Source organism: Rhodococcus sp. BS-15, from assembly GCF_000813105.1.
GTDB lineage: Bacteria > Actinomycetota > Actinomycetes > Mycobacteriales > Mycobacteriaceae > Rhodococcoides.
Genome location: NZ_BAOX01000426.1, coordinates 1 through 2960 on the forward strand (window position 1 = coordinate 1; position 2960 = coordinate 2960).

The window sequence follows — 2960 nt, forward strand, 5'->3', positions numbered from 1 at the left end:
GCACCTCAGCGATCGGCTCGGCGTCGGCGTTGCGGCGCACCAGAACCGCAGCGGTGGGCGGCGGCCGATCCTGCTCGAGGGCAGCGCGGTACTCCCCCGCGATCCGGTCGGCGATCCACTCTCGTTCGTCCGGAACGGTGTCGGTGACGGCCAGTCGGACATCACCGGGAACCGCACCCGGGCGGGCTCGCAGAGTCGGCACCGGCACGCCGACGCGGCGCAATGGTCGGTGATCAGGTTGGCCAGCGTCAATGCCTCGGGCGGATTTCGCCAGCTGGTGAGCAATTCGAGCCGAGGCGCGGGGCTTCCGTCCGCCTTCGGAAAATCGGTGGCGAACCGAGGCAGATTCGCTGCCGATGCGCCGCGCCACCCGTAGATCGACTGCATAGGATCGCCGACGGCAGTCAGGGCCAACTGCGGGTCGCTACCGGATCCGAACAGAGACGACAGCAGAACGCGTTGGGCATGGCCGGTGTCCTGGTACTCGTCGAGCAACACGAGCCGGAAGCGTTGCCGCTCTGCGATGCCCACCTCGGCGTGCTCGGCAGCGACCCGCGCCGCCATCGACATCTGCGAGCCGAAATCCAGTGCGCCCTCGCGCCGCAGAGTCTGCGCCAGCCGTTCCACCAACGGCAGCAACCCGATTCGTTGATGCTGTGCGTCGAGGATATTCAGCAACTCCTTGGTGGGGCCACCGCGTTGTCGCGCCCCGGCCCGAGCGTGTGCACCAATTTCTCCAGCTCCACGTGCGCGTGCCGCAGATCCTCGGGATCGACCAGATGCTCGGCCAACTGACCGGAGAGCGCGAGTACCGCCTCGGTCACCGACGTGGGGTTGCGGTCGGTGTCCAGGTCGCCGTCCCAGGTACTGACGACCCGGTGGGCCAGCTGCCACAGTTCGGTTTCCGAGAGCAGTGTCGCGGACGGTTCGATCGGCAACAGCAAGCCGTGCTCGGTGAGCAATCGGCCTGCATAGGAGTGGTAGGTGCTCACTTCCGGCTCGGCACCGAGGATTCGCTCGCGCAATCCCAGACCGGGGTCGAGTGCGCGCACCAGATCGGATCCGGCCAGCCGAGCCAGTCGAGCTCTGATCCGAGAGGTCAACTGCTGTGCGGCTTTTCGGGTGAAGGTCAGACCCAGAACCTGGTCCGGGTCGACGAAACCGTTGGCCACCATCCACACCACGCGGGCAGCCATGGTCTCGGTCTTGCCCGCACCTGCCCCCGCGACGACGAGCGTCGGGCCGGGCGGCGCTGCGATCACAGCGGCCTGTTCGTCGGTCGGTGGATGCTTCTGCCCGAGCGCCCGGGCGAGTTCGACCGGCGACACCCGCGCCGAACCGGTCCGTGTCTTCGTCGCTGTCGTCATTGTTCGGTCACCTGCCTACCCGTCTCGTGTGCCGGGCAACTGGACTTGACCGGGCAGTGCCTGCAACCGTCGTTGATCCGCGCCTCGAACGTGGGTCCCTGTGTTGCCGATGCGGCCTGGTGCACGGTGTCTCGCCACTCCTCGAGTTTCTCGGGTGTCGGCACTTCCTGGACACGCTGCGTCGCGCCGTCCTTGTTGTGGGGCTTGGCCACGAACACCAGCCGCGCTCCGCCTGGTTCGCCCGCGGGTTCGCCCTCGATGGCACCGGCTGCCGCCGCGACCTGATAGGTGGCCAACTGATGGTGGTTTCGTGCGTCCTCCTTCGACATGACGGTCTTCGCCGTCTTGACGTCGATGATCACCGGCCGACCGTCCGGATCGTGCTCGAGTCGGTCGATGCGACCGCGCAACGCCACCGCAGGCTCGTCCTCGGACCGGGCGTCGAGTATGCCGTCGACGCGCACTTCGACTCCGGCCTCGGTGAGCTCGCCTCGACTGCCCTGCAGCCAGGCCTCGAAGGTCCCGAGCATCGCCCCGGTTCGGTCGAGCTCGTGCCGCGAGTACCACTGCGACCCGAGATCGACGGCATCCCATGCCGTTTCGAGGGCGCGACGAAGTTGCTCCGGTGGTATCCGACCGGCCACCGCCTGGACGAGAGTGTGCACGAGCGTGCCGGTGACCGCATGGGTATTGGTGCCGTCGTTGCCGCCGTGACGTTCGAGCATCCACCGCAGCGGACAGGTGGTCAATTGTTCCACCGTGGACGGCGACAGCGGCACCGGACCGTCGCCGAGCTGCCACAGCGGCGCGTCGGTACTGGGCCCTGCCACCCCGAACCACTCGTCGGGATGTGCGCCGCGGACACCGGCGTGGGCGAGAGTGGCCAGATGCCGGGCCGCTCGGGCTCGTTTGTCCGGATCCTGTTCGGCGACAACCGGATCGCACACCACACTCCGCAGTTCGGCCACCAGCATGGGCAGCGCCAACACTCGGTGTGCAGTCTCCGGCCCGGGGAGCTCGGGTGCGAGATCCGACTCCTCTCCGCCGTCGACGCCGCGTAGTTCGTCCACGAATCGCGACCGGACCAGATCGGCATCTCCGGTACTGGAATCGACGGCGGTGACGAGCAAGGTCGATCGAGCGCGGCTGCACGCCACCAGAAAAAGCGTGCGCTCCTCGGCCAGCAACGGAGCCGACTTCGACAATCGCCCGTCGAGCGCCGCAGCGGCATCGACCTTTCCGGACGCGAGGTCGACCAGGGTGTCGGTGCCCAGCAGGCTGCCGCGTGACCGCAGACCCGGCCACAGCCCTTCCTGCACCCCCGCAACCGCGACGAGCTCCCATTCCCGACCCGCGGCAGAATGCGCGCTCAGCAGCGTCACCGCGTCGGCTCGAACCGTGGGTCGGTGTGAGTTCAGAGTGGGAATCTCCTGCTGCGCTATGTAATCGAGGAATCCACCGATCTGTGCCCGCGGCAACCTGTCCACATATGCCGCCGCCGCATCGAACAGCGCCACCACCGCATCCAGGTCGCGGTCGGCCTGGGCACCGGCCGAACCACCCCCAGGCGGACGCGGCCGCCCCAAGGCCTGA

At 68.0% G+C, this 2960-nt stretch carries 1 protein-coding gene and 1 pseudogene; both read right to left on the reverse strand.

Annotated features, from left to right (window positions below):
- A pseudogene (locus tag RHBS_RS26205) lies at window positions 1–1367 on the reverse strand (ATP-dependent helicase); the annotation flags it as partial.
- A partial coding sequence (locus RHBS_RS26210) for a PD-(D/E)XK nuclease family protein (protein ID WP_145977619.1) occupies window positions 1364–2960 on the reverse strand: 1597 nt, incomplete at its 5' end. The gene RHBS_RS26210 and the pseudogene RHBS_RS26205, both read right to left, overlap by 4 nt.